The 24,761-nt window shown below is 57.2% G+C and carries 20 protein-coding genes; 11 read left to right on the top strand and 9 right to left on the bottom strand.

Annotated elements, in window-relative coordinates:
* Positions 1-4 precede the first annotated feature (4 nt).
* Positions 5-400: a DUF779 domain-containing protein gene (locus tag FSO04_RS10575; protein ID WP_154559650.1), complete on the top strand. Its 396-nt coding sequence runs from the start codon at positions 5-7 to the stop codon at positions 398-400.
* 16 nt (positions 401-416) lie between these two features.
* On the opposite strand, the gene eutC is transcribed toward FSO04_RS10575, so the two are convergent.
* Genes eutC through eat form a run of 3 tightly spaced genes read right to left on the bottom strand, consistent with a single transcriptional unit; the run spans position 417 to position 4,040 of the window.
* Positions 417-1,202 carry an ethanolamine ammonia-lyase subunit EutC gene (gene eutC / locus FSO04_RS10570; RefSeq protein WP_154559649.1) on the bottom strand — a complete coding sequence of 262 codons (786 nt, stop codon included), beginning with the start codon at positions 1,200-1,202 and terminating at the stop codon, positions 417-419.
* Positions 1,199-2,593, bottom strand: a complete 1,395-nt coding sequence (locus FSO04_RS10565) for an ethanolamine ammonia-lyase subunit EutB (protein WP_154559648.1) — start codon at positions 2,591-2,593, stop codon at positions 1,199-1,201. Before FSO04_RS10565 ends, eutC begins: the two co-directional genes overlap by 4 nt.
* Positions 2,594-2,636: 43 nt before the next feature.
* Complete coding sequence (gene eat / locus FSO04_RS10560) at positions 2,637-4,040, bottom strand: ethanolamine permease (RefSeq protein WP_154559647.1); 1,404 nt, start codon at positions 4,038-4,040, stop codon at positions 2,637-2,639.
* Positions 4,041-4,295: 255 nt separating this feature from the next.
* Between eat and FSO04_RS10555 the strand changes: the two genes are divergently transcribed.
* Entirely contained in the window at positions 4,296-5,162 is an 867-nt protein-coding gene (locus tag FSO04_RS10555; protein WP_154559646.1) for an AraC family transcriptional regulator, read from the top strand.
* A gap of 346 nt (positions 5,163-5,508) precedes the next feature.
* Here FSO04_RS10555 and FSO04_RS10550 read toward each other — a convergent pair whose 3' ends face one another.
* Positions 5,509-6,624 carry a Fic family protein gene (locus FSO04_RS10550; RefSeq protein WP_154559645.1) on the bottom strand — a complete coding sequence of 372 codons (1,116 nt, stop codon included), beginning with the start codon at positions 6,622-6,624 and terminating at the stop codon, positions 5,509-5,511.
* A gap of 287 nt (positions 6,625-6,911) precedes the next feature.
* Here FSO04_RS10550 and FSO04_RS10545 point away from each other — a divergent pair, with 287 nt between their 5' ends.
* The 5 genes from FSO04_RS10545 to FSO04_RS10525 all read left to right on the top strand — a co-directional run bounded on the left by FSO04_RS10545 (position 6,912) and on the right by FSO04_RS10525 (position 15,308).
* Positions 6,912-8,366, top strand: coding sequence for a DUF3375 domain-containing protein (locus FSO04_RS10545; protein WP_154559644.1), 1,455 nt, complete (start codon positions 6,912-6,914; stop codon positions 8,364-8,366).
* Positions 8,367-8,368: 2 nt separating this feature from the next.
* Entirely contained in the window at positions 8,369-9,016 is a 648-nt protein-coding gene (locus FSO04_RS10540; RefSeq protein ID WP_168435640.1) for a DUF4194 domain-containing protein, read from the top strand.
* A complete protein-coding gene (locus FSO04_RS10535; RefSeq protein ID WP_154559642.1) occupies positions 9,009-12,383 on the top strand; it encodes an ATP-binding protein in 3,375 nt (1,124 codons plus the stop codon). The genes FSO04_RS10540 and FSO04_RS10535 overlap by 8 nt, the downstream gene beginning before the upstream one ends.
* Complete coding sequence (locus tag FSO04_RS10530; protein ID WP_168435634.1) at positions 12,380-13,555, top strand: Wadjet anti-phage system protein JetD domain-containing protein; 1,176 nt, start codon at positions 12,380-12,382, stop codon at positions 13,553-13,555. The genes FSO04_RS10535 and FSO04_RS10530 overlap by 4 nt, the downstream gene beginning before the upstream one ends.
* A gap of 295 nt (positions 13,556-13,850) precedes the next feature.
* Positions 13,851-15,308 (top strand): reverse transcriptase family protein, encoded by a 1,458-nt coding sequence (locus tag FSO04_RS10525; protein ID WP_325063519.1) that lies wholly within the window; start codon positions 13,851-13,853, stop codon positions 15,306-15,308.
* Positions 15,309-15,380: 72 nt separating this feature from the next.
* Here the strand turns inward: FSO04_RS10525 and FSO04_RS10520 are convergent, their stop codons facing one another.
* Genes FSO04_RS10520 through FSO04_RS10510 form a run of 3 tightly spaced genes read right to left on the bottom strand, consistent with a single transcriptional unit; the run spans position 15,381 to position 19,697 of the window.
* Positions 15,381-16,082: a hypothetical protein gene (locus tag FSO04_RS10520; protein ID WP_154559641.1), complete on the bottom strand. Its 702-nt coding sequence runs from the start codon at positions 16,080-16,082 to the stop codon at positions 15,381-15,383.
* A 43-nt stretch (positions 16,083-16,125) separates the two neighbouring features.
* On the bottom strand, positions 16,126-16,863 hold the full coding sequence (locus tag FSO04_RS10515; RefSeq protein WP_154559640.1) for a putative type VI secretion system effector: 738 nt from the start codon (positions 16,861-16,863) through the stop codon (positions 16,126-16,128).
* Complete coding sequence (locus FSO04_RS10510; protein ID WP_154559704.1) at positions 16,860-19,697, bottom strand: T6SS effector BTH_I2691 family protein; 2,838 nt, start codon at positions 19,695-19,697, stop codon at positions 16,860-16,862. The genes FSO04_RS10515 and FSO04_RS10510 overlap by 4 nt, the downstream gene beginning before the upstream one ends.
* Before the next feature lie 110 nt (positions 19,698-19,807).
* Between FSO04_RS10510 and FSO04_RS10505 the strand changes: the two genes are divergently transcribed.
* Complete coding sequence (locus tag FSO04_RS10505; protein WP_154559639.1) at positions 19,808-20,554, top strand: putative type VI secretion system effector; 747 nt, start codon at positions 19,808-19,810, stop codon at positions 20,552-20,554.
* A 27-nt stretch (positions 20,555-20,581) separates the two neighbouring features.
* Entirely contained in the window at positions 20,582-21,304 is a 723-nt protein-coding gene (locus tag FSO04_RS10500; RefSeq protein WP_154559638.1) for a putative type VI secretion system effector, read from the top strand.
* Here the strand turns inward: FSO04_RS10500 and FSO04_RS10495 are convergent.
* Positions 21,213-21,563, bottom strand: a complete 351-nt coding sequence (locus FSO04_RS10495; RefSeq protein ID WP_233464810.1) for a contractile injection system protein, VgrG/Pvc8 family — start codon at positions 21,561-21,563, stop codon at positions 21,213-21,215. The two genes, FSO04_RS10500 and FSO04_RS10495, sit on opposite strands and share 92 nt — an antisense overlap.
* Before the next feature lie 323 nt (positions 21,564-21,886).
* Between FSO04_RS10495 and FSO04_RS10490 the strand changes: the two genes are divergently transcribed.
* Positions 21,887-22,243 carry a nucleotide pyrophosphohydrolase gene (locus FSO04_RS10490; RefSeq protein ID WP_154559637.1) on the top strand — a complete coding sequence of 119 codons (357 nt, stop codon included), beginning with the start codon at positions 21,887-21,889 and terminating at the stop codon, positions 22,241-22,243.
* 39 nt (positions 22,244-22,282) lie between these two features.
* Here the strand turns inward: FSO04_RS10490 and FSO04_RS10485 are convergent, their stop codons facing one another.
* Positions 22,283-22,861, bottom strand: a complete 579-nt coding sequence (locus FSO04_RS10485; protein ID WP_199203022.1) for a hypothetical protein — start codon at positions 22,859-22,861, stop codon at positions 22,283-22,285.
* A gap of 1,046 nt (positions 22,862-23,907) precedes the next feature.
* On the opposite strand from FSO04_RS10485, the gene FSO04_RS10480 reads away from it, so the two are divergent.
* Positions 23,908-24,372 carry a hypothetical protein gene (locus FSO04_RS10480; protein WP_154559636.1) on the top strand — a complete coding sequence of 155 codons (465 nt, stop codon included), beginning with the start codon at positions 23,908-23,910 and terminating at the stop codon, positions 24,370-24,372.
* Positions 24,373-24,761 lie beyond the last annotated feature (389 nt).

Here is a 24,761-nt window from a genome sequence, read left to right as displayed (position 1 = left end):
TGTGATGGCTGATGAGAAGGAAGTAGCCCGTGTGATCGCGACGCCTGCTGCGGTCGATTTGATCGACAAGCTATGCGCCGAACGCGGGGCCGTGTTGTTTCACCAATCCGGTGGTTGCTGCGACGGCAGCGCGCCGATGATGTTCCCTCAGAGTGAGTTCATGGTCGGCTCGTCCGATGTGAAACTCGGCACGATTGCCGGCGTGCCGTTTTATATGAGCGAATCGCAGTTCGAATACTGGCAGCACACGCAACTGATCATCGATGTGGTGCCGGGGAATGGCGGGATGTTTTCTTTGGAGCGGCCGAGCGGGTTACGGTTTTTGACACGCTCGCGGCTCTTCGAGGATGAAGAGAACGCGTGGTTGGAAACGCATCCGGTGGAACGGGCGGATGCTTAGCGTTTCTATATCATGTCTAAATTGAGTCGTCGCCGACTGCCGGTGTTGTCGGCGTACTCGCTAGCAGCGTGTCGCTATCATCTTTCAAACCAACGCCCGTTAGACCCAAGCGCTTTGCGTGCGTCAGTAGGTAGTGCAACTTGTGCGCGGCTGATTCGTAGTTAAGACCTTCGGGACGCACGTTGGAAATGCAGTTGCGTTGCGCATCGCTGCAGCCCACTTTCGGCGCGTAAGTCAAATAGATGCCGAGACTATCGGGCGAACTCAAACCTGGTCGTTCGCCGATCAGCATCACAACCAGTTTGACATCGAGCAGTTCTCCGATTTCGTCACCGAGCGCGACGCGGGCCTGACGTGCGACTACTACCGGGCCGATCTTCCAATCCGTGAGTTTCGTGCAAACGGCTTGCAGCAGCGGAATCGATTGTTTCGACGCAGCGAATGCAGAGAGACCATCTGCGATGACGAAGACCACTTCGGGTGAATCCACCTTGAGTTGTCCAAGCGCTGCGCGGCTCTCATCGCTCAAGCGCCTGCCGAGATCCGGGCGCCGCAAATAATGCTCGCGATCGGGCGCGGCACTATGCACATCCAGTGTGCTGAAACTTTGCGCGCGCAACTGTTCGTGCAGCATGTCCGTATCGAGCGGATGATGCACCGCATCGCGTGCCTGCGCATGCGACAGGTTGAACGCCAACAACGGAGCCGTCGGCAGACTGTTGCCCGCGCGGCCCAACGCGATGCGTGCGTTGGTGAACTGGCGCAGCGCGTTCCATGGATTCTTTTCGAGGAAGTCGCTCATGCGATGCCCATCCAGTCATTCGCGCCTGCCAGCAGAGGTTGCTGTGACGATGCACTCAACAAAGCGCCACGCGCGTCGGTGATCTGCATCGACTCCAGCCACTCTTCGAATTCCGGTGCGCGGCGCAGGCCGAGCACGTCGCGTACGTAAAGGGCATCGTGGAAGGACGTGCTTTGATAGTTGAGCATCACGTCGTCCGCACCTGGAATGCCCATGATGAAGTTGATGCCCGCCACGCCGAGTAGCGTGAGCAGGTTATCCATGTCGTCCTGATCGGCTTCGGCGTGATTCGTATAGCAAATGTCGCAACCCATCGGCACGCCGAGCAGCTTGCCGCAGAAGTGGTCTTCAAGGCCCGCGCGCGTGATCTGCTTGCCGTCGTACAGATACTCCGGTCCAATGAAGCCGACCACCGTGTTCACCAGAAACGGATTGAACTTGCGCGCGACCGCATAGGCGCGCACTTCGCATGTCTGTTGATCGACACCAAAATGCGCATCGGCCGACAAGGCGCTGCCCTGCCCGGTTTCGAAATACATCAGGTTATTGCCGACAGTGCCGCGTTTCAACGACAACCCTGCTTCATACGCCTCCTGCAATAGCGCAAGCGAAATACCGAAACCCGCGTTCGCTTTCTCCGTTCCGGCAATCGACTGAAACACCAGATCGACCGGCGCGCCTTTCTCAATCGCCGCGATCGTGTTCGTGACGTGAGTCAGCACGCACGATTGCGTGGGCACCTGATAGCGTTGGCGGAAGTCATCGATCATTAGCAACAGCTTGGTGATCGCGGCAAGATTGTCGCTGGCCGGATTGATGCCGATCATCGCATCGCCGCAGCCGTACATCAGGCCATCGAGCATCGATGCGGCGATACCTTTGACATCGTCGGTCGGATGATTCGGTTGCAGACGCACCGACATGTGACCGGGTAAGCCGATCGTATTGCGAAAGCGCGTAATCACCGGACGCTTGCGCGCCGCCGCGATCAGATCCTGATTGCGCATCAGCTTCGAAACGGCCGCAACCATCTCCGGCGTGAGGCCGGCGGTGATACGCGTGAGCGCGTCCGCATCGGTCGTGCTGCTCAACAGCCAGTTGCGGAAATCGCCGACCGTCAGATGCGAGATCTCAGCGAACGCTTGCGGCGAGTGATCGTCGATCACCAGACGCGTGACCTCGTCGCTTTCGTACGGGATCAGCGCTTCGTTGAGAAACGTGCGCAGCGGCACCTGCGCGAGCGCCATCTTGGCCGCGACACGCTCTTCTTCGCTCGCCGCCGCGACGCCCGCGAGCTGGTCGCCGGAACGCAGCGGACTGGCCTTCGCCATCAAGGTTTTCAGGTCGGCAAAGCGATACGTGCGGCTGCCGATTATCTCGGTGTAGCTCATCTCTACGACTCCATCGCCGCTGCTTACGCAGCGGCTCGATCCGTCACTCTTCGAGCAAAGCGTCCGACGGCGCTGCTTCGCGTTGATGGCGCGTCAACAAGAAGTAGACGTAGCCGAGCGCGAGGAAAATCGCGAACACGATGGCCACCAGGAAATTGAAATAGACCATCGTAGCCAGACAAATCACCGCCGCCACCAACGCGAACGCCGGAAAGAACGGAAATAGCGGCGCGCGGAACGGGCGTTCCATGTTCGGCTCCGAGCGACGCAGCTTGAACAGCGACAACATGCTGATGATATACATCACGATAGCGCCAAATACGGACATCGTCACGATGTTCGCCGTCAGCGTCTGGCCGCCGAACTGGATCAGCTCGTCGCTATAGATCGCGGCGATGCCGACCACACCACCCGCGATGATCGCGCGATGCGGCGTCTTGAAGCGCGGATGCACCTTGGAGAGCCACTCCGGCAGATAACCGGCGCGAGCCAGCGCGAAGATCTGCCGCGAGTATCCGAGGATGATGCCGTGAAACGACGCGACGAGCCCGAACAGGCCAAGCCACACCAGCATATGCATCCAGCCGCTATGTTCACCGACGATGAATTTCATGGCCTGCGGCAGCGGATCGTTGATGTTCGACAGCTTGGTCCAGTCGCCGGCGGCGCCTGCGAACACCATCACGCCGATGGCGAGCACGACCAAGGTCAGAATACCGGCGACATAGGCGATCGGAATCGAACGCTTGGGGTTCTTGGCTTCTTCGGCAGCCATCGCCACGCCTTCAATCGCGAGGAAAAACCAGATCGCGAAGGGAATCGCTGCGAACATGCCATGGAACGAGCCCATGCTGAAGGTGTCCGCGCCAGACCAGCCACCCTTCGTGAAATTCGACCACTGGAATCCCGGCGACACGACGCCCATGAACACCAGCAATTCGAAGATCGCGAGCAGCGTCACACACAACTCGAAGGCCGCGGCGATCTGCACACCGACGATATTCAGTGCCATGAAGACGAGATACGCACCCATCGCCGCATGTTTCGGTTCGAGACCCGGAAACTGCACGTGCAGATAGGCGCCGATCGCGAGCGCAATCGCCGGTGGTGCAAACACGAATTCGACTAACGTTGCCGCGCCCGCCAGATAACCGCCGGTCGGGCCGAAAGCGTGGCGCGCGTAGGCGAACGGGCCGCCCGCATGCGGAATCGACGTGGTGAGTTCGGTGAAGCTGAAAATGAAGGTGGTGTACATCGCGGCAATGAAAACCGCCGTGATGACGAAGCCGAGCGTGCCGGCGCTCGCCCAGCCGTAGCTCCAGCCGAAATACTCGCCGGAAATGACCAGACCGACCGCGATCCCCCACAGTTGCCACGTGCCGAGCGTCTGCTTCAACTCGTGATGCGTGAATTTACCGACGTGCTGATTTTTGGACTCTGATTTCATCGGGCGCTCCTGATGTTGTCGCTTGCTCGACGCCGCAAGGCTTTGCGGTGCATGGGCGGACAGGCTTCAGTCGATGGTAGTGAGCCATTATTCGAGGTGTTATCGAAATTCGGCAAAGTTCGGGCGTGATTGTGTCAGTGGGTGCTTAATTCCGTTCACGAATGCTTTGGCGAAGTTCGCAGGATTTGGTAAATGGGGACGTGGTACTTTGGTTCGCATCCCTTCAGCAATCTTCTCTTTGTTGGCCACTTAGTCATGAACCAATCGGACAATCGTGCGCGCTACGAAACGCGGCTTGGTCGCGTGCTGGACCATATTTACGACCATCTTGACGAACCGCTGGATATCGATCGTCTCGCGCAAATCGCCTGCATGTCGCCGTATCACTGGCATCGCATCTTTCAGGCGATGTATGGCGAGACGGTGGCAACGACTGTGCGGCGTTTGCGGTTGCATCGCGCCGCGGGATATCTGGCGAATGGTTCGATGCCGATCGCTGAGATTGCCGAGCGCTCGGGCTATAGCAGTTTGCAGTCTTTCACTCGCACCTTCCGCGCGGTTTTTGGCATTCCGCCCGCGCAGTATCGCAAGCAGGGTACGCATAGCCGGTTTCGTCCGGCACTTTCAGGAGACGATCAAATGACGATGCGTGAAGTGGTGATTCGCAGCGTGGAGCCGATGGAGGTTTTGTCGGTGGATCACGTTGGGCCGTATATGCAGGTCGGCAAGGCGTTCGATGGGCTGTTCGGCTGGTTGGCGAAACATAATTTGCTGGCGGGACAGATGCGCATGATCGGGATTTACTACGACGATCCTGGTGTTGTTGCGGAGGATGAGTTGCGGTCGAAGGCTGGGGTGTTGTTGCCGCATCCGGTGCAGGCTTCGGTGACGGTGAGTCCGCCGGTTTCGGTGGCGCATGTGAAGGGCGGGGAGTACGCGGTGTTGCGGCATAAGGGGCCGTATAGCGATATGCGGGCGGCTTATGAGTGGTTGTATGGGACGTGGCTTGTGCAGTCGGGCCGTGAGGCTGCGGATGCGCCGGTGTTCGAGGAGTATTTGAATAGTCCGAAGGAGACTGCGCCTGCTGAGTTGTTGACGGAGATTTGTTTGCCGTTGGTTTGAGGGGTTTGGGTTGGTTCCGGTTGTTTTGCCTGCCTTGTGCATGTTTACGCAGCGGGGTTTGGGGATGCGTCTCTGGTTTTTATAGTCTTTGTATATGTATACGTAGTAATAGTTAACAAGCACCTCGCCTTGCTGTGGATAACTTGGATCTTCGTTTACCGATCAAGGGGATGCGGAATCGATAACCCTGCGGAGGGTGGGCGAACAGGACCGGGGAGCCAGGGAAAACTTTGGACTGACCTGGCGAGGTCGCCGGTTTATCAAAGTTTCGCCCACAACGTGTCAGGTAGTTTGTACAAAAGTTGTCCAGAGGGGGGTGTGGATAAGTGCGGCTACTTAGGGACGCTCAATCCGCTAACTCGTACGACGTGCTGCGGCCACCTGCTGCTGATTTTTTCAACACGCCGAATGTGACCAGTTCGCTGATATCGCGCAACGCGGTATCAGGTGAACACTTCGCAATGGTTGCCCACTTGCTGCTGGTCAACTTGCCGTCAAAACCGTCGAGCAGACGGTTCAACAATTTGAGTTGCCGCTCGTTAAACGGTGAACCTGCCCAGCGTTGCCAGAAGCGGGACTTCGTCAACACCGCGTTCAACGTGAGTTGCGCGCTGTCGACTGCGCGATGCAAGGTACCGAGGAACCACGCCAACCACTCGGTGACATCAAGCGTGCCTTTTTGCGTGCGTTCGAGGATGTCGTAATAGTCTTTGCGCTCACGCTGGATCTGTGCCGACAAGCTGTAGAAACGCTGCGGACTGCCATCGGCGCGTGCCAGAAGCAAATCGCCGATGGCTCTTGCAATGCGGCCATTCCCGTCGTCGAAGGGATGCAAGGTGACGAACCAGAGGTGGGCGAGCCCTGCCTTCAGAACCGGAGGATCGGCCGAATCATCATTGAGCCAGGCGAGAAAGCGGTCAGCTTCCGAATCCAGCCGCGCGGCGGGCGGCGCCTCGAAGTGAACCGTTTGCCGGCCGATTGGGCCAGACACGACCTGCATTGCGCCGGTGGAATCGTCACGCCAGTTCGCTACGCGGATCCGGGCCATACCGCTGAAACCCGTCGGGAAAAGCGCGGCATGCCACGCAAACAAACGGTCTCGCGTGACCTCGTTCGCGCACAGCAGCGTGGCGTTGAGCACCATTTCCACGACGCCTTCGACGTGACGGTCGATCGGCGCGAGCGCGCCGATATCGACACCGAGCTTGCGCGCAATCGACGAGCGTACCGAGGCGATATTCAGCCGTTCACCTTCAATTTCGCTGGTTTTGATGACGTCTTCGGTGAGCGCGTCCAGACTGGCCTCGTCGCGCAACGTCAGGCCGACATCGGCAAGACGCCCCAGCAACAAGCCTTGAGCTCGGGAAACTTCCGCCAGCGGTACCACAAGGCGTGACAAGTCATAGCGCCATGCGGGCCATTCGGGGGATTCCCAGATGTATAACCAATCTCCGCGATTCATGCGGAGATTATGGCCCACTTTTCCCGCAGATATCAATTATTTTCCGCAAAAAATGCGGAGAATAACGAAGCTATTCGCTGCCCGTGGGCTTAGGCGCCTTGCGAGCGACCGATTTCCCGAGCGGATCGAGTGGGATGAGGTGGCGAAGCCGAGGCGGACAGCTTCATAAGCAGCAAGGTTTCCAACGTAACCGCACGTCGAAACCCACAAAGCATGGGAGACGAAAAAGCTAGACTATCATCGCGTTTCGCGACACCGTTCGTTTCCGCTTTTGCCATCCTTGCCCCATGAACTTCGACTATTCCACGCTCGACGCGTTACGCCAGAACCATCCGGCATGGCGGCTGTTGCGCTCGGATCATGCGCCGCTTGTCGCAAGCTTTCTGCATCGCACTTTCACAGCGCCCAATGTGCGCGTGATATCGCAAGCGGACCTGGCCGAAGCGCTGGAAGACGAACTGTATGCACTGCGCGAGCAGCTCGGTCCCACCGCCTTTCCAAAAGCTGCGTCCGACTATCTGAACGACTGGGCCGCCAACGACAAAGGCTGGTTACGCAAGTTTTACCGTCAGGATTCGGATGAACCTCATTTCGATCTCACGCCCGCAACAGAAAAGGCCATTGCGTGGCTTGGCACATTGACGGAACGTAGTTTCGTCGGTACTGAATCGCGCTTGCTTACCTTGTTCGAATTGCTCAAACAGATGAGCGAAGGCAGCGAAAGCGACCCCGAGACACGTCTTGCCGAACTCCATAAGCGCCGAGCCGAGATCGATGCGGAAATCGCCCGTGCGGAATCCGGAGACATTTCGCTTCTGGATGACACGGCGCTGAAAGATCGCTTCCAGCAGTTCACAGCGATCGCACGCGAACTGCTGACCGATTTCCGCGAAGTCGAACACAATTTTCGCGGTCTCGACCGTCGGGTGCGAGAGCGCATTGCTTTGTGGGACGGAGCAAAGGGCGAACTGCTTGAGGAAATCATGGGCGAGCGCGATGCGATCGCCGACTCGGATCAGGGGCGCAGCTTCAGGGCGTTTTGGGACTTTCTGATGTCGAGCAGTCGCCAGGAAGAACTGACCCTGTTGCTCGACCGCGTGCTGGCGCTTCCGCCCGTGGCGGAACTCAAACCCGATGCGCGCACACGGCGGGTTCACTACGACTGGCTGGAAGCGGGCGAGCATACGCAGCGCACCGTCGCTTTTCTATCGCAGCAGTTGCGGCGCTTTCTCGATGATCAGGCATGGCTTGAAAACCGCCGCATCATGGATATCCTGCATGGCGTGGAAGCCAAAGCGCTCGCCCTGCGAGACACGCCAACAGCCGGGGACGTCATGACTATCGCCGACACGGCAGCCGGGATCGAACTGCCGATGGAGCGGCCACTCTATGCCCCGAGCCTCAAACCGCGCATTGCCGGCATCACCATCGAGGCCGGTGATGCCGACATCGACGCCGCGGCGTTGTACTCCCAGGTCGTAGTCGACAAAGCCAGACTGGTATGGCATATCCGTCATGTTCTGCAGGACCGTTCGCAAGTGACGCTGCGCGAGCTTTGCGACACTCAGCCTCTGCAGCAAGGTTTGGCTGAACTGGTCGCTTACTTGCAACTTGCCGGCGACACATTCAGCACGGTGGTGGACGAGCAGGTCAGCGAGACGATCGTCTGGTGCAGCCGGAAGGACAGCGGCGAACAACAGACCCGGCAGGCAAGCCTGCCACGCGTTATTTTCGTGAGGTAAGGATATTGGAACAGGAACATGACGCAACGGCTTCGACACACGATCTGTCGAGCCTGTTGATTCCCTTGCTTAAAGGCGTGATTTACCGCGATGCCGATGCGCCGCTATGGAGCGCCCTGCTCGACTTGCAAGCGCGCGTAAGGGATTACGTCACAGTGTTGAATCTCGAGTTGGTGCTCGACGAAGCAGAGGGTTACGCGTTCCTGCGCTCCCGCCCCGACAACGGCGATGACGATTCGCCAGCGTTGCCCCGTCTTGTCGCAAGACGCCCGTTGTCTTTTCCGGTGAGCCTGATGCTGGCATTGCTGCGCAAAAAGCTCGCCGAGTCCGACGCCGGCGGTGGTGACACGCGCCTCATTCTCACCCGCGAGCAGATGGTGGAAATGATTCGTGTGTTTCTACCGTCAGGCAGCAACGAAGCCAAACTGATTGATCAGATCGACACGCAAATAAACAAGATCGTCGAACTCGGTTTCTTGCGCAAGCTGAAGCCAGCCGCCGGCAAGCGCGAAGGACAAACCGCCGCGTTCGAAGTACAACGAATTCTCAAAGCGTTTGTCGACGCCCAGTGGCTCGCCGATTTCGACGCACGGCTCGCGGTCTATCAAGCGCAACTCGGCACAGCAGCATCAAGGAACGCAGATGACTGACATGCAACTGCCCGGACTCGATTTCGTCGCCGACGATGCGCTGTCCGGTTTTCGCCTGCAGCAACTGGAGGTCTTCAATTGGGGGACCTTCGATCGCCGGGTGTGGACGCTGAACCCCGACGGCAAGAACACGCTGCTGACGGGCGACATCGGTTCCGGCAAATCGACACTCGTCGATGCCGTGACGACGTTGCTGGTTCCCGCGCATCGCATCGCTTACAACAAGGCAGCGGGCGCTGACAGCAAGGAACGCACGCTACGCTCGTACGTGCTCGGCCATTACAAGTCGGAACGCAATGAGACCAGCGGCACGGCCAAACCTGTGGCTTTGCGGGACCACAACAACTATTCGGTCATTCTGGGTCGCTTCCACAACGCAGGCTATGACCAAACCGTCACGCTTGCCCAGGTGTTCTGGATGAAAGACGCGCACGGCCAACCGGCGCGGCTATTCGTCGGTGCGGAACGAGCGCTGTCGATTGCAGCAGACTTTGCCGACTTCGGACCGGACATCGCCGGTCTACGTAAAAAGTTGCGTGCGCTCGGCGCGGAACTGTTCGACAGTTTTCCGCCATACGGTGCGTGGTTCCGTCGGCGCTTCGGGATCGAGAACGAGCAGGCGCTGGAGTTGTTTCATCAAACGGTGTCGATGAAGTCGGTGGGTAATCTGACGGATTTTGTCCGGAGCCACATGCTCGAACCGTTCGATGTCGCGACGCGCATGACTGCGCTGATTGGCCACTTCGACGACCTGAATCGCGCTCATGAAGCGGTGTTAAAAGCCAAGAGGCAGATGGAGCGGCTGGGCCCTCTCGTCGAGGATTGTGAGCGGCACGCGCTGCTGGTATCGCAAGTCGACGATCTGCGGGCCTGCCGGGAGGCGCTTAAATCGTATGCGGCCGACCTCAAGGTCGGTTTGCTCGACCGGCGAATTGAGAATCTCGCTGCGGAATGGGAGCGACAGGACGCTCATGTCAAACGACTCGACGCAATGCGCTCCGCGCAGCGTATCGAGGAAGGCGAACTGCGGCGCAACATTGCTGAAAACGGTGGGGACCGGCTAGAGCGCCTTGAGGGCGAGATCCAATCGAAGGATGCGGAGTGTTCTCGGCGCAAACAGAAATCCCAGCGCTTCCACGATCTTGCGCAGGTGGCCGGCGAGTCCGTTCCTGAAGATGAACCCGCCTTTCTTGCGCTGCGCCGGCGTCTCACCGAGCGTGTAGAAACTGCGCAATTGGACGAAGCGCGCCTGCAAAACGATCTGACCGAACACGGTGTGAGTTTTCGCGCAGGCAAACAGGACCACGACGCACTGTTGGCGGAGATCGACAGTCTGAAGAGCCGGCGCAGCAATATCCCGGCCGAACAGATCGCGATGCGCACCGCGTTGTGCGATGCTCTTGCGCTACCCGAAGCAGACCTATGCTTCGCCGGCGAATTGCTACAAGTGCGCGAAGACGAGCGCGATTGGGAGGGCGCCGCCGAGCGCCTGCTGCGTGGTTTCGGCCTGTCGCTTCTGGTATCCGATGAACACTATGCTGCAGTCACTGAGTGGGTCGACAAGACCCACTTGAAGGGGCGGCTCGTTTATTTTCGGGTGCGGCAATCTGCGAGACGTGAGCGTGCCGAACTGCATCGTGACTCGCTGGCCCGAAAGCTCTCCGTGAAACCTGACTCGCCGTTTTACGACTGGCTCGAATACGAAGTGGCGCAGCGCTTCAATGTTGTCTGCTGCGACACCCAGGAGCAATTCCGCCGCGAAACACGCGCCATTACACGCGCCGGTCAGATCAAGGCGCCGGGCGAACGGCATGAGAAAGACGATCGCCATCGACTGGATGACCGCCGGCGCTACGTGCTGGGCTGGACCAATACGGAAAAAATTCAGGCGCTCGAAGCGCAATCCGTACAGTTGGCAGCACACCTGGGCGCATTGGGCGCGCTGATCGGCAAGATTCAGGCAGAGCAAAGTGAATTAAAGACACGCCTGAACGCATTGTCGCTGCTCAACGAACACGCGGAATACCGCGAACTTGACTGGCATACCGTCGCGGTGGAAGTCGCCGGATTGCGCGAAGAGAAAACACGGCTGGAGTCGGCTTCAGACCTTTTGCAAGAATTGACCCAGCGTCTGAATCAAGTCAGCGCCGCACTCGCTGACATCGAGACGCAACTCGATGGGCACAAAGCCGAGCGCACGCGCACGGAAGAACGGCAGCGTATTGCGCATGATCTGCACGCGCACACCCGGGCGATTCTTGACGACCCGGGTTACGCGGCTCATACGGCTTACTTCGCCCGGCTTGCCGAGCTATGGTCCGAGGTGCTCGGCAAGCATCAGTTGACTGTCGAATCCTGTGACAATCGCGAGAGCGATATGCGCAAATGGCTGCAGGACAATATCGACGCTGAGGAAAAGAAGGTTTCGCGTCAGCGCGACAAGATCATCGACGCCATGCGAGCGTATTGCACGGCTTTTCCGCTTGAGACGCAGGAAGTGGACGTCGCCATTGAAGCGGCCGCGGAATATCGCACCATGCTGGACACATTGAAAGCCGACGATCTGCCGCGCTTCGAAGCGCGCTTCAAGGATTTACTCAACGAGAACACCATTCGTGAAGTGGCCAACTTCCAGTCACAACTGGCTCGCGAGCGCGAGACGATCAAAGAGCGGATCGCATTGATCAACGAGTCGCTGACGCAGATCGACTACAACGCCGGCCGCTATATCGTTCTGGAAGCGCAGTTGAGCCAGGACGCAGAGATTCGTGATTTTCAGAGCGACTTGCGTTCGTGTACCGAAGGCACACTCACAGGGTCGGAAGACGTGCAGTATTCCGAAGCCAAGTTTCTGCAGGTCAAACAGATCATCGAGCGATTCCGCGGACGCGAGGGGCTGACGGAGCAGGATCGTCGCTGGTCGGCAAAAGTCACTGACGTGCGCAACTGGTTCGTGTTCGCCGCCAGCGAACGTTGGCGCGAAGATGATAGCGAGCACGAGCATTATTCCGACTCGGGCGGCAAGTCAGGCGGGCAAAAGGAAAAACTCGCCTATACGATCCTGGCCGCGAGCCTCGCTTACCAGTTCGGTCTCGAATGGGGCGCTGTGCGCTCGCGCTCGTTTCGCTTCGTTGTTATCGACGAAGCATTTGGCCGTGGATCTGACGAGTCCGCGCAATACGGTTTGCGGCTGTTTGCTCAGTTGAACCTTCAGTTGCTGATTGTCACCCCGCTGCAGAAGATTTATATCATCGAACCGTTTGTTGCCAGCGTTGGATTTGTCGACAACAAGGAGGGACGCGAATCGAGGCTGCGCAACCTGTCGATCGAAGAATACCGCGAGGAAAAAGGCAGGAGCGAAACGTGAGTTGGACCACACCGACCGATCTCCGCACCCAGGTCAACAGGCTCTGGGAACGAGGTGAACTGCTCGCCGGCCTCGCAACGGGAGCTTCGTTGTTTCCGAAGCGCCTGGTGTTGAAAAGCCCTACGTCCGTTGAGATCACAGAGCGCTTCGAGGACATTCGTCAATGGAGTAGTTCGCTCAGGGCAATCGCACATTGCCGCCTTGAGATGCGCGAGTTTCGGCATCGGGTTTTCGGCAGCAATGCGCTGCCAGTTGAAGTGTGGATCGACTCATTCGAGGATGCGGTCGCTTTCATTGGAAAACAACGCGAAGCGGCACGGTTTTTATCGCTTCTGGATGTGACTCGGGCTCGCGAGCCTCGCCTCGTTCCGTGGCTTGCGAAAAGACCGATAAGAGCGCTTGAACTTGCTGAAGTGTGGGGCCTGTTGCTGGACGTGTGCCTGTGGCTGGAGGTACATCCGCGGCCCGGGGTGTATCTACGGCAGATCGATATCGCTGATGTACACACCAAATTCATTGAAGCGCACCGTGGCGTACTCGCCGAGTTGCTGGATTGTGTATTGCCGGTGGACTCGGTGGACCCCGCACGATCCGGCCTTGGCCAGTTTGCAGCGCGCTATGGATTGCGAGAAAAACCGTTGCGTATCCGCTTTCGTGTGCTGGACGCGAAGAAGGCTCTATTTCATCCCGCCAGCACCGAGCAGGACATCACCCTGGACGCCGCAAGTTTTGCTCGCCTGGACCTCGACGTTAGCCGCATTTTTATCACAGAGAACGAGATTAATTTTCTGGCTTTTCCGCCGGTTGACGACAGCATGGTTGTCTTCGGCGCAGGATATGGTTTTGAAATGCTCGCAAACGCCAACTGGCTTTTGCGTCGGCGCGTTTGTTACTGGGGAGATATAGATACGCATGGGTTCGCGATTCTCGATCAACTGCGCCATCAGTTCGATCACGTCGAATCGTTCTTGATGGACCGGGAAACGTTGATGGCGTTCCAATCGCAATGGGATCGGGAGGACAAGCAGACGTTGCGGGATTTGCCGCGTTTGACTCGGGACGAACGAGCGCTATATGACGATCTGCGAGATAACCGTTTGCGCAAGAATCTGCGGCTGGAGCAGGAGAGGATCAGTTTCGGTTGGGTTGGGGCGGCGCTGGAAAAGATGTGAGCGCTGTGGCAACGTCAAACCGGAGTTCGTTGTCGTACTTGTAAGATACCGTCTACGTGATGGTGGGACAGCGTCCTGTCGTGTTGCCGATGTTTCTGCTGCACATCGTCAACGGTCGACTGCAGCGTCTTCCGCATCAAGCGATGCGCTTCCGCAGCATTTTGTTGCAAAATTGGTTCGTACTGCCAATGCGTTGACAAGCGTAGGTGCGTCGCTTATCTTCGACTCGCGGGACGGCTAGTCAAGCTTGCCAAGGTACGGGCAGTAATCGTTCCGGGCACTACGGGGCTACCCCGTGGATCTGAATGACTTCCACAGTTCGTCGCATGAGCGTGACTTGCGCGTTGCGCAAATGAGCTCACGCAGCACAAGACGCGTTGACTGGCCGGCCCGCCCTTACTTCTGCTCTATGCCGCAATCTTCCCTGCAATTTGTCACCTACGCGATCGCCGATGCCATGCTGGCCGGGGGGCCCGAGGCCGCCACGATGGTCGAGCGGATGACGCTTGTGTTGGGTGAACGCGCGGATTGGATGAATGGATTGGCGCGCGGGATTGCGAAGCGATTTGGCGCGCGGTGGGACAACGTCGACAGTAAAGAGTTGTCGAAGGTTGTTGCTGAGAACACGGGATTTGTCGCGGCTTGGAGAGGTGAGAATCAGCCGAGGGTTGTGCGTGTATTGCCTCGCCCGCCTGTTCAACGGCCGCCTCCGCCCTGGTTGCATGAAGTGGCGTTGCCGCAGTTGCCGACGCTCGGCGATCTGGCCGCTTGGCTGGAAATCGAGCCGGACGAACTGGACTGGTTTGCCGATCGCTGGCGTGTGCCGGCGCAGAGTGCGGCGACACCGCTTCATCACTATTCGTACAAGGCGATCGAAAAACGCGACGGACGGTGTCGGATTATCGAAGTGCCCAAATCGCGTTTGCGGGCTTTGCAGAGGAAAGTGCTTCACGGTTTGCTCGATCGGGTTCCTGCTCACGATGCGGTGCATGGTTTTCGACGTGGGCGGAATACGGTGACGTTCGCGGCGCCTCATGCGGGTAAAGCGGTTGTGATTCGCTTCGATTTGACGGATTTCTTTGCGTCTGTGCATGCGGGACGCGTTTACTCCGTGATGTGTGCCTTGGGTTATCCGTTGCACGTTGCACGGACGTTGACTGGGTTGTGTACCAATCGTGTGCCGAGTGGTTGGCTGCTGGCGCCGGACGTGCGCGACAGGATCGATTGGCAGGAACGGCAGCGATATCGGAACCGGCATTTGCCGCAGGGTGCGCCGACTTCGCCGGCGTTGGCGAATTTGTGTGCTTTTCGGCTGGATCTGAGGCTGGCTGGGTTGGCGCGGTCTTTAGGGGCGACGTATACGCGCTATGCCGATGATCTGGCGTTTTCCAGTGGGGACGATCTCGCGCGGATGGCACAGCGGCTTCAGATTCGTGTGGCGGCGATTGCTATTGAGGAAGGGTTTGCGGTCAATCTAAGGAAGACGCGGGTGATGCGGCGGGGGACGAGGCAGCATCTGGCTGGGGTTGTGGTGAACAGTCATCCGAATCTTGCGCGGACGGAGTTTGATGCTTTGAAGGCGGTGCTCACTAATTGTGTGAGGTCGGACCCAGCTTCGCAGAATCGCGACGGACATTCAGACTTTCGGGCGCATCTCGCCGGTCGCGTCGCGCATGCTGTAATGCTGAATGCGGCAAGGGGAGCAAAGTTAAAAACTATCTTCGATCGTATCGTGTGGAACCTTGGTTCTTAACCGACTACCGAGGTACCGCTACTAGCGAGGCCGGCTTTCGATCGTGGAACTCCTCGATTCGGAAGAGGACCGTCAATAGCGATACACCGTGCCCACACTACCCTGTATCTTGCCCTTGCCGAGAAGCTCGTAGGACCTCGTTGGTAAATCGAGAGAGTCGGCCTCTGGCAGTTCCAGCGCAGACAGAATTTTCCTTGTGCGCACTGCATGAAGCCACTCACGCCCGTTCGCGCCAACCGCAACGAACAATGCCGCCGCAATCGCGCATGGGAAAGCTACGGAAAGCAGCTCGACAAGATCCTCTCGTGCGGCCACAAAGTAAAAGCCTAGGCCGAGAAACAGCAAAAGGAATAGAAAGATTCCAATGAACGTATAGCGCATGCATTTGTAGATCATCTTTGGGCTGCTGCCACAAGGCGGCAAGATCGCGACGACCCGCTCGTTGGAACTATTAACAGCCAACAAAGTGTCATTCCCTTCCATCGCCACATCGACAGCATCGCCGTTCTCGAAACAGACGCCGCCGAGCCACCCTTTTAGCGTTCGCCCGTCTACGTCGAACTCGACCCAATATGCTTTGCCTTTAGCGATCGACATGCCGTAATTGACCGCCATGTTGCCTACAGCCAGTCCACCGTTGCCGCTAAGTGCGAGCAGGATTGGGGACAGCAGCGTGATTTTGCGCTCGAACTCCGCTGCCTTCGATTCGCGCTCCTCCAGCGAGAATCGCAGGTTCGATACTTTTCCGCTAACCGAGCGTATTCCCGCATTCATTTATCAAAGCCGCCGTTTGTCCCACCGGGGTTATCTGACGCTGTCAATATCGAAAATAAAGAATGCCGAGCGCACCCGGTTCACCTGGTGTTTTGCCTTTCTTGGTGATCGCCGGCAGATCAATGTTCTTGACGTCCTTCCAACCAAAGCCTTGGAAAATGCCTTCGGCGAGGCTAACGAAACCCATCAGTTTGCGCGACATCCGGAAGGCAATGACGCCCAATATCGCCAGCAGCCCGGAACCGCCCAAAACCCACATTTGCACCATGCCTGTCCAGTTGTCCATAGATTCAAAGAATGCTATCGCGCCAGTTAAAATGTACATAAACAAGAGCAGCGGTAGGCAGACTTTCAACCACAACCGTAATGAAGCCTTGTAGTGAGCATATCTGCCTCTACTGCAATGCGGATGCAGTGCCACGATCTTGTCGCTGATACGTCGTATGCCATACCCCTGCCAAGTGTCACCCCATTGCTCGGCGACAACTTCCACTTCTTCGCCTTCGCCGAAGACCGACTGCCACACCCACGCTTTGATTGGCTTACCGTCCAGGTCGAATTCCAGCAGATCCGCTTCCTCAGTCGTATCCATTGCCATACCGCTTAGGCCAACAGCGATGCCACCCAAACCTGCCAGTCCGGCCGCGATTGCCGTTGCACCCATTTTTTTCCGGTCGGAGTCCGTAAAGAAAAAGTCCTGACTGCGACGTGTTTTACGCAAATTGGTGATGCGCCCCCGCAGCAATTTTGCGGGCGCCGACGATGTTGTTTCAATAGTCATTCCGAACCCTCACTTGCCTCCAACCCAACGCCTTTCAGCGCCTTTTCGAATTCCTCATGCTGCTTGCCCGCCTCCCATGGAGGACTATTCGGCGACTTGCCAAACGTACATTTGTCAAACCAGGTCTGCAAATCGTTATCCGAGAAATACCAGATCAGGACTTGAATCACTGTGATTACCACAGCGACCTCCCAGCCCGCCATGAAGAGTGCAACCCGCCCTATCATTAGCAACGCGCCGCGCTCGCCGACTGCCACGACAACTTCTCCTGCTGCCACGCCAACTGCTTCTCTGCCGGCTGCATTTGCTGCGGCCGCCCGAGCAGCTGCCGTCGTACCTTCTTCGGCGGCTGTTGCCAGGCTGGCAGTTCTTGCTGTCGCTCCGGCAATACCTGCGCTCGCCTTGCCTAGCCACACGACGCCGCGCCCACCGGTGATTCTCGCGATCATTGGTGCGCTTGATGTTAGCGCCGTCAAGAGGTTAGCAGCGGCGGCGGTAAATCCCAAACCGCTCTTAATGAAATAGAGTGACGAGAGGCAAATCTTGCTGTCCCTTGCTTGTTCCACACCCTTTTTCGCGTCGAAGAACGCGCCAATCGTGGCCGATGCGCCACCAAAATAACCCGTGATGGCCTTTAAGTTGGCCACAGTCTGGGCTGCATCTTTCGCCATCGCGGCCATTGCTTTGCTCGAGGCTTGCAAACAAGCAGATGAAGCTGAAAATCCGCTTGCCACCAGCATTGCATAGTCTTCCCCACTCTTATCGACTTTTGCCAGACTCGCACCGAAGCCGAACAGCTCAATGATCGCCAACGTTCCGCCGATTCGAATCCCTGTGGCGGCCTCCGCGCCCTCACTGGTCAGCTTGACTGCGTTCCACTTCGCCCGGAGCACGAGCCCCCTTTCATCCGATGCCAGGGTCTCAAGCGTCTGCGCGTATGCTTCCGCAGGTTTCACGCCCTTTGCGCGCAACGCGCGGTAACCACTTTCCAGCTTGGCGCGCAACTTCGGTTCGACGTTCGCCGATTCCTTGACCAAGCCAAGGGTGTCGGTCTGGCTAATGCCGACTCGCATCATAAGCGCACCGCGTATCAGGAATGCTCCCGCGCAGTCGCTTACTTTACCCATCCCCGTCCATTTGAAAAGTGCATTGGCGATCGTAATGCTCAGCCGGTCGACTTGAAGTTTTTTTACGGCACGCTCGGTAGCCGAGATCGCGTACTCATGCTCCTTAACCTCGCCCATTTTCTCGCGAAACTCGACAAACGTTTTCAGCTTCTCGAGCGGCTTTGCGATCTTCTCGAGAATCTCCGCGATCTCCTCTGCGCGCGTCGCCTTGTATGCTGTCGCCTTCGCGAGCAATTCCTTGATTTCAACCTTTGGTTGTTTCTGATTGAACGCAAAGGCTCGCCACACCAGACTCGTCGGCTGGGTGGGATCCATGTTGTTCACCAGATCTACCACGACTTGGGCGCCTTTCTCTTCGGAGGGCAGCCCGTTGATCGCCTCGTTCACTACGCCTTCGAACGCAGTGCCATTGGGCACATCGTCTTCATGGTAATCGCGAAGCGTAGCAAGCAACACCGGTGCTTTCAGCCACGCGGCAACGTCCGCCGTGCGGTCAGCTTGTAACTGGTTCACCGTGCTTTGCGTTGATTGGAACGCGTCGCGAAACTGCCGGAACCTGGATTTGTTAAGCTTATCCAGGTATTTCGGCCACTCCGCCTCACCGATCTCTTTGGCTTCTGCTGGGCTGATTTTTCCCGCGTCCTCAATGTTCTTCTGCGACGCTGCTTCCTGTTCGGGCGACAGCATCGTCGGTATGCCATCCATTGCGCCGGGCGAATTGATCATGGCTTCCCAGCCTGCCTGACGAGCCGAACGCCAGCGGCTTTTGGACGCAACCGCCCCGTTCTTTACCGCGACCTCCGCCGCTTCGATCGACTGCAACGCATCAATCTCTTTGGGTAATTCCTGCACGTAGCGCGTCATCATGACGGCAGCGTCATTGCGATAACCGTTCAGTTCGTGCACATTGCCGATGCCGTCCCAAAGGGCCAACAGCATCGGGGGATGATGCTTGCCCGCTTTGGTTTCACCAACGCCTTTCATCAGTTTCACAAGCGCAGCGCTCGTTGAAGCCGGTGTCGCCTGGCGTATATGCAATGGATAGCGCGTCGCTTCGTGTTTCAACACATCCGCGTTGACAGTCCCGTTCGGGTTGCTGACTTTTTGCTTTGGCAATTGCAGCAACTTGGGATCAAAACCCGGCATGTATTCGATGACTGCATCGATGCTCTGCTCGGTCGCAACCGCGGCGTGTTCATCTTTTGCGCCCGTGATCCATTTCGCCGGTTCGATGCGTTGCATGCGCTGCGCACGAAGTGCCGCGTCGCCCGCATACAGTTTGAAGATGTCCTTGTGCCATGGGTACTCGGAGAAGGCGATATAAACGTCGCCACACTTTTCCGGGCGTTCAATCGCGATAATGTCCATCTGCACGGCGATGCTCTTCTGAGCACAGGCAGGATGAATCGCCGGGGCAGTCGAAAGCGGCAGGGGCTGCTTCCACAGGCGTCCGTCCTCGGTTACCGTGTAGGCTTCCCAGTAGTTGCTACCACGTGCGCCTTTCACATAGAAAAGGTAAAGCCACCCTTCGCGCAAAGTGCGCAGACCGTAGTGATGTGCCGTCAGTGAGACATCCGTTACGCCTTTACCGCTAATGCCGGCTGGCAGTTTCGCACCCACGGTCTGCGGCAGCACGGTGTACCGCACCGGAAGGATCGGCAAACCTGTTTTCTCGCAGTTAGCGCATTTTTGTTCGGTCGTTGCCATGATGACTTTTTGTATTCGAGTACTCTGCGAATCAAAGATCATGATGTTCCTCGGTATACAGATATGCCGCAGCAAGAGACGGAATTCGATAAGGTGATATCGGAAGGGATATGACAAAAGAGACTTTATTCAATTTGGAATTGCTGCGTGGAACGATTTCCAACCTTCGCACCCGAAGGCGGCAACAGGATTTCGTGATGAGTCAGGTACAACACGAACGCATGGAGGCAGCGGCGGCGGGCGCGGCTCTGTTAGGTATGAGCGCGTCGGCGATGGGTTTGCTCAACATGTCGGCGAATTCCGAAGAAGAAGCAGACTGGGTTGAATTCGATCTCGACGACAGACATATGGAAGGCTGGCTGTGGAAGATGCCAGTGTTTAACGGGGATGAGGTGGAGGTCGTGGTCGAGAAGGGACCGAAGGGACGATACTTTGTTTACTCCGTGAGGCGGCCTGAAGATGGCGTTGTCGCCGTTTATCCGCATGCGACGTCTGGGAGGTCGGCTCGATTCAGAAGCATCATGAAAATGATGCTTTGGTGTTTTTTGGGGATTTATGCCGTAATTTCCATTTTTCTCTTGTCAAGCCGTGGGAGCGTAAGCTTCGCTACGATGCTTAGTTTTCTTGTTGTAGCCGGCTTTTTTGTGCTCCTGACTTTTTTTGGTCTTTTTTATATTTCATACCGAAAACTGGTTCGGTTTTCTTATTTAGCTGAGGCTATTTTTTCCTGCTATGGCTGGCTGAATGAGAAAAGTATCGATTTGGTCAAGTCGTCCAAAGGGGTAAAGCCGTCAAGGATTGCTGCCGAATATGGACTGCACTATTTCCTTTACGACCCTGAGCGGGCACGGCGATGATGATCTGCAACAGAGACTTCATTTAATATGGAATTGCTGCGTGGAACGATTTCTAATCTTCGCATCCGAAGGCGGCAACAGGACTTCGTGCTGAGCCAAGTACAACACGAACGCATGGAGGCAACGGCGGCTGGCGCGGCTCTGTTAGATATGGGCGGATCGGCAACTGGTTTGCTCAACATCTCGGCCAACTCCGAGGAAGATGCTGACTGGGTTGAATTCGATCTCGACGGCAGGCACATGGAAGGCTGGCTTTGGAAGATGCCAGTGTTTAACGGGGACGAGGTGGAGGTCGTGGTCGAGAAGCGACCGAGGGGGCGCTACTTGGTGTACTCCCTGAGACGGCCTGAAGACGGTGTTGTTGCAGTTTATCCGCATGCGACGTGCGGGAGATTGGCTCAATACAGAAGCGTCATGAAAATGATGCTCTGGAGTTTCTTTGTGATTTATTCCTTATTCTCCGTTGTCTTCTTATATAACAATGGAAAAGATGGATGGTCTGACGCCTTAAGTTTCATTGCGATTTGTGGGTTTTTTGGACTATTGATGTTTTGGGGGTTGTTCTACATTTCATACCAAAAACTGGTCCGATTTTCTTATCTAGCTGAGGCTATTTTTTCCTGCTATGGCTGGCCGAATGAGAAAAACATCGACCTGATCAAGGCGTCCAAAGGGGTAAAGCCGTCAAGGATTGCTGCCGAATACGGGCTGCACTATTTCCTTTACGACCCTGCCCGGGCACGTCGATGACCGCGTCGCGTAGCAGCTGCGCGATGTCGTCGCCGGCTTCGCCCTGATCGACGATGCTCGTCTCCGACGCCTGCGCCACGGTCACGTTTTTGTAGTCCCAGCTCGCGCGCAGCACGTCGCCCGGCACGTGTTGACGCGAGACCGACAGCAGCCTGATCGAGTCGCGCGCTTCGGTGACCGCATCGCGGTTATAGCGCACCGTGCCGGCCGACGATTTCGGCAGTGTCATCGGGTCGCACAGCAGCACCAGCGTCTGCACCGGTGACTCACCGGCGCCGTCGGCCGATCGGACAACTCCCCGCTTGCCCGCCGCCGTGAACCACGCAGCCCCAAGCGACGCACAGCCGCTGGATCAAATCCGCGTCCGACTCGTGAAACTGCAACAGCGTCTCGCCCAGCGTAGCCAGCTAAAGAACGCACGCATCAACCCGTCCCCCTCTTATATCATCACCTCCTATCGAGATAAGGACAACGCGGTCCATCCGAGCAGGCACGCCTCTAGTTCCCTATCTCACCCCGCAAGACCGATCCGAATAGTTATCCCCAGCCGTCCGGGGAAGCCATCACCCGAAGGATTTTAAGATGCAAAGTGACCTTGCAAGCTTGCGCGACCTCGTTCGTCAGTTTGCGGATGAGCGCGACTGGGACAAATTTCACACGCCAAAGAATCTGGCGACGGCTTTAAGCGTCGAGGCGAGTGAGCTACTGGAGCCGTTCCAATGGCTGACCACTGGCGAGAAGAACGAACTGGATGAGAGCAAGCAAACCGCCATTCGTCACGAAATGGCGGACGTATTGCTATACCTCGTCCGCCTTGCAGACAAACTTGATGTCGACCTCTATCAAGCCTGTTTGGAAAAAATGGACATCAATCGGGCGAAATATCCCGCCGAAAAAGTCCGCGGAAATTCGCGTAAGTACTCCGATTATCAAGACTAAGAATCAAGCTTTCGCGAGCCGGGTTGACCAACCAGGGCGTCAAGCTCGAGTTTCAACTGCCGACGAACTCGAAGCGTATCGACTGCTTGCTATGTGGCTTCGCGAAAGATGGAACTGCGACCATGCAGGGCTATCGGCCTGAAACAACATAGTCGCCTCGGGCCGGGTGAGGTCGATACCGCTGTTCCTGGCGTAGCGGGCAGTGAGGTCGGCGTGCGACGGAAAGTCCTGGAACGGGGCCGGCCCGTTGATGAGTTCCGTGAAACGATCGTATTCGCCGTACTTGTGGCCGTTGGTCGAGAAGACGTACTTCACGTCAAAGCGCAGCGTGTCGGCGTAGCCGCGCGCCTGCTGCATACCCTTGAGCGCATCGTCGCCCTCCTTCTTGGCTTCGAGCACTGCGACAGGCATAGCCTTGGGCATGTCACCTGCCTGCACACATAGCAGATAGTCCGTGCGCCCCGGACCCTTGCGTCTGCGGCCTTTGGGGCCGCTGGGTTCCACCGGAGGTGGCGTGAGCACAGTTTCCAGCGTGATTCGGTCGCGGCTGACATAACCCTTGTCACGCAAGACCGGGTCGATGAGGTGGTAGCGGGTGTCCGCCTCGTTCATGCTCATTCAGCCGCTCCTGGTTCTTGATTTTTAGCTTCGTCGGCGCCGTTGGCGCGTACGCACTCATGTACTTCGGAAAGTTTAGATTTCCACAGCCGTCCGATTTTGTGCGCAGATAGCCTCTAGTGTTCGCGCCAGTGGCAGGCAGTGGCCTTCACCAAGTCCAAACGATGAGCAACTTGCTCGCGGTATCCCAAGCTTAGGTGGTCAAGGTGGAAGTATTCGGGCGGTATCTCAAAATCCTCTTAAATCGTCGGCGATCTAATAGATCGCGCAATTCTACTACTGCGAACGCGATAAGCTGGCATGTCCAGCGTGGCACACTGCCGACGGTACTGAAGGAGCTCGGCGACTGGGAAACGATCGAGATCGTGCAGAAGTACACCAACTTTGTCCCAGCCACCCGGCTTGACACGCGGGTGCGATCACTTTCTGGTCAAGCTTAGGGGCAGAAAAAAGCCGCTGGATGGAGCGGCAGTTTTTCCTGATTCTTAAGGTAGTTCTTTGGTGGGGCGTAAGTGATCGAGCACTCGACCTCTGGATTAAGAGTCCGCAGACCGCGAAGACAAGGTCGATTTTTTTAACGGAGTACGTCAGTCGCAGGAGCTCTGTCCTGTGGTCGCATAACTATGGCGCCAGTCGCACATACTCTGGCGCCCTACGTCACCCGACATGTCGGGTGACACATATCCTGAAAAACGTCCGTCTGAATTTAAAGGGTTTTTTCACTAAAAGTGACATGCGTCATGACCATCGCTGACACTGAAAGTGAAAAAAATCGGCAGCCGTGCCGCAATAACTGAAAAATCTCGGCGCCCCCTGTCAAAGCCTTGTAACGACTGGCTCTGCTGGCGCTCAAAACGCGCTCCGAACAGAAATAGTTGGACCTCCCGGATTTGTGTAGCAAATTCGTTAGACTGAGTCACCCACCCAAAAAACGCGCAGATTGAGCGCTCGCAGCCTTCGCCGATTGCACATCAGCGTTTCACAGGCGGGTTGGATGCCCGGCTGCCAACGTGCTCCAGATTGCTACCTTACGTATGGAGCGCGTGATGAATAACGCTCGCCGTTGCGTTGCCTGTGGCAGCCTCTTCCATCCTTTGTCTCACATCCCGAATCAACGATTCTGTTCTGCCCTGGGCTGCCAGCGAGAGCGACGCCGACGCTGGCAACAGCAGCGACTTCGAAGTGATCCCGACTACCGCGACAACCAGGCGCGGGCGCAGGCCAAATGGCGCGCTCGTCGCCCGGACTACTGGCGTCAATACCGCACGACGCACCCGGCCTATCGGGAGCGCAATTGTGCGATGCAACGGGAGCGGAATGCACGACGAAGTTCCAGTCCTGTTGCAAACATGGACGCGTCACCGCCTTTACACCCGCTCGCGTCGGGCTTCTACATACTGCGCCGTGCGGTCGAAACGGGCATTGCAAAGATGAACGCGTGCACCGTCCATATCGCCGTGCTGTCGGCACCAAACGGGCCACCCATACGTAATTGCAAAGAGATGACGTGATCGACTTCCGCGCGAGGCCTGCTACCTTTGGCTTGTACCCGCTCTGAATCAGACACCACCGCAGTTGCAACGCGGTTGCGTTTCGAAAGTGACGATCTGCGTGTCCGACGCAATGCCGGACACGCAAGCTCAGGGAGCGAGGATTCGAAGCAGCGGGAGCAGGACCGTGTCACTCGATCGTAAGCGCGCGATTTCGCACACCTAGCTTCCGTTATTGATACGGCTCACGATTGCGTCCGCAACCCAACTTTGCGGACGCAATGTAAGCAGCCGGCGAAGTCATCTTGATCGGTAAGTCGAGCAGCCCGACGATCATGTCCATTCAAATTTTAAATGGACAGGTGTACATGATGGACGAAGTCGAGGTTGTCCAGGATGTGGTTCAGCCG

The sequence above is a fragment of the Paraburkholderia madseniana genome (genome assembly GCF_009690905.1).
Taxonomy (GTDB): Bacteria; Pseudomonadota; Gammaproteobacteria; order Burkholderiales; family Burkholderiaceae; genus Paraburkholderia; species Paraburkholderia madseniana.
This window is presented reverse-complemented; position numbering and strand designations above follow the sequence as displayed.